Genomic DNA, 3,257 nt, shown 5'->3' with positions numbered 1-3,257 from the left:
CCGACACTCCAGATGTCGGACGTTCTCGCGGAAACGGTCCGACATCTGGAGTGTCGGCCCCCGGACTGTATCGCCCTACCGGGCACGGGCACCCCAGTTGCGCGCGGGCCCGTCCGCGGGGTGGTATCTCCGGCCCCCGCACCGGCCGGAGGCGAGGACGCCCGATATCCTTGAGGCGTGGCATCCCGACCGGCGCTGAGCACGCGCACCCTTCTCGTCTGCGCCGCCATCGGCGTCGCCACGGGCATCCTGGGCGGGGTCGCCGGTCTCATCACCGTCGGCGTGATCACGTTCGTGCCGTTCGTGTACGGACTCGTGCTCGGCGTGCACGTGCTGCCCGGCATCATCGCGCAGGAGGTGCTGCGCAAGCCGATGGTGGCGCTGATCACCCACGTCATCGCGGCGCTCATCTCGAGCGCGTTCACCCCGATGTGGGCGATGCGCTACATCGGCACCGCTCTGCTCTTCGGCGCGATCCAGGAGGGCGTGGCCGCCCTCACCCGCTATCGCGTCTGGGGCCGCTGGCGATTCTTCGTCTCGGCGGCGATCATCGGCGTGCTTGTGGCGATCGTGGTCGGCTTCGTCGTCGACCTGGCGCAATTCACCCCGTGGGTGCAGCTGAGCTATCTCATCGTCTCGGTGCTCGGGCCGGTGGCGTGGACGGCGATCGGCATCGCGATCGGCAATGCGCTGCGCCGGGCCGGTATCGCCCCACGCTGAGCGACGCTCCCTCACAGCCTCATGAGGGGCGGGTCAGACTAAATTGAGAGGCAACCGCCCGCTCACAGAGGACCCGCCCGTGCGCTCTTCCGCGCCCCTGCTCCGCGTGCGAGACCTGAGCGTCACGCACGAGGGCGCCGCGCACCCCGCGCTGCAGAACGTCTCGTTCGACGTGCATCCGGGCGAAGTGGTGCTGCTGCTCGGTCCGAGCGGATCCGGCAAGTCGACTCTGACCCTCGCGCTGAACGGCTTGATCCCTCAGTCGGTCGAGAATGCGACGATGACGGGCTCGGTGCAGGTGTCCGGCCGTGACACTCGCACGACCCCGGTCGCCCAGGTGAGCGGCGAGGTCTCGACGGTCTTCCAGGATCCCGACTCGCAGCTCGTGACCGGAACGGTGCTCGACGAGGTCGCCTTCGCGCTCGAGAACCTGCGGCTGCCGGCATCCGACCTGCTCGCCCGCGCCGAGCAGGCGCTTCGCCGCGTGGGCCTGTGGAGCCGTCGCCGCTGGAACCCCGACCTGCTCTCCGGCGGGGGACGTCAGCGTCTCGCGATCGCCTGCGCCCTCGCCCTGCGCTCGCGCGTCATCGTGCTCGACGAGCCGACCGCCAATCTCGATCCGCAGGGCGTGCGCGACGTGTACGCCGCGCTGGGCGAGCTGGTCCGGGATGCCGAGCAGCGCGCGATCGTGCTCGTCGAGCACGACGTCGATGCGGCGGTCGACCTCGCGACCCGAGTGATCGTGCTGGGTCACGACGGGCGCCTGCTGTTGGACGGCCCCGCCCGGGAGACGCTGCAGCAGCGCGCCGAGACCCTGAGATCGCTGGGTGTGCTCGCGCCCGCCGCCCGGATGCCCGCCGCCCGGGTGCCCCCCGCCGGAGACACCACGCGCCCCGCTGCCGCGCCGGGCCACGCCCCGGCGATCACCGCACGCGACCTCGTCGTCGACAAGCGTGGTGCCCGCGTGCTCGACGTGCCCCACCTCGACATCGCCCGAGGGTCGTTCACCGCGATCATGGGGGCGAACGGCGCAGGCAAGACCACACTGCTGCAGGCGCTCGGCGGCGTGGCGACGCCGACGCGCGGCAGGGTGCTGATCGACGGGCTCGATGCCGGGCGCGCCTCCCCCCGCGAACTCGCCTCGCACGCCGGCTTCGTGTTCCAGAACCCCGAGCACCAGTTCATCGCGGGCACCGTGCGCGACGAGCTCGCACACGGTCTGCGCCTGCAGCGGGTCGAGCCCGCCGAGGTCGACGAGCGCGTCGACGAGATGCTGGCCCGCTTCGGACTGACGGCGAAGGCCGACATGCATCCGTTCCTGCTCTCCGGGGGCGAGAAGCGGCGACTGTCGGTCGGCACCGCGCTGATCACTCGCCCCGCCGTGATCGCGCTCGACGAGCCGACGTTCGGCCAAGACAGAGCGCGGGCCGCCGAATTGCTCGGCATGCTGCAGGAGCTGCAGCGAGCAGGCACGACCGTCGTGATCGTGACGCACGACCGCCGGCTGATCGCCGAGTACGCGACCCATGCGGTGCTGGTCGGCGACGGCGAGGTGATCGCCGTCGGCCCCGCGGCAGAGGTGCTCGCGCAGACCGACCCGGATGCCCCGGCATCCGCCTCCGCAGGCACCGCGGTCGCCCCGGCGACCGAGCCCACTCCGATCGACCCGTACGCCGATGTGCCCGCTCCGGCGCGCTTCTGGCTGCACGGCGTCAACCCGCTCGCCAAGTTCGGCGCCGTACTTCCGGCGATGGCGCTGCTCGCGTTCACCCGCGACCTGCTCACGCCGGCGATCTTCCTCGCGCTGGCCTACGCGGTGATACTCGCCGGCGCCAGGCTCACCGCGCGCACCGCCGGTGTGCTGCTGCTCGGCGTGCCGCTGGGCGTCGCCGTGCTCAGCGTCGGGTTCGGGGTGTGGGTCGACGCAGAGCAGGTTGCCGACACCGCCGCGCTCGTGCGGATCGGCGAGTGGACGCTGCACTCCGGCGCGCTGCTCAGCGGCCTGGCGACCGCGCTGCGCCTGGCCGCCATCCTCGCCCTCGCACTCATCGGCGGGCTGACCACCCGCGGGCCCGACCTCGTGCGGGCCACCGTGCAGCAGCTGCGCGTGCCGTACCGGATCGGCTACACCGCGCTGGCCGCCTACCGCTTCGTGCCGCGGTTCGGATACGAGCTGTCGATCATCCGCGCCGCGCATCGTGTGCGCGGGCAGGGCGACGGTCGCGGTCCGATCGCCCGGCTCGCGCGAGGCTGGGGATACATCGTGCCGCTGCTGGCATCCGGCATCCGGCATGCCGAGCGGGTCGCCCTGTCGATGGATGCCCGCGCCTTCGGCGCGCATCCCACCCGAACCGAACGGCATGTCGTGCCGTGGCGCGCCCGCGACACGGTCTTCACGGCGGCCGTGCTGCTGGCATCCGCCGTCGTGTTCGCCCTGACCTTCCCCTGGCAGCCGACCTGACCGCCGAGGGCCTCCCCGCTCAGACAACCCCGCTCAGAGATGGAAAGTGCGGGTTCCCGACGTCGGGAACCCGCAC

The 3,257-nt window shown here is 72.0% G+C and carries 2 protein-coding genes; both read left to right on the top strand.

All coding sequences use genetic code 11. The features are described from left to right. The first annotated feature begins 177 nt into the window (after positions 1-177). A complete protein-coding gene (locus ACWGSM_RS13500; RefSeq protein WP_452323427.1) occupies positions 178-720 on the top strand; it encodes an ECF transporter S component in 543 nt (180 codons plus the stop codon). Between the two features lie 79 nt (positions 721-799). Beyond that, positions 800-3,181 carry an ATP-binding cassette domain-containing protein gene (locus ACWGSM_RS13495; RefSeq protein ID WP_452323426.1) on the top strand — a complete coding sequence of 794 codons (2,382 nt, stop codon included), beginning with the start codon at positions 800-802 and terminating at the stop codon, positions 3,179-3,181. The last annotated feature ends 76 nt before the right edge of the window (positions 3,182-3,257 follow it).

The sequence above is a fragment of the Microbacterium sp. NPDC055521 genome (genome assembly GCF_053619695.1).
The sequence above is the reverse complement of the archived record's forward strand: the minus strand, read 5'-3'. Positions and strand labels throughout refer to the sequence as shown.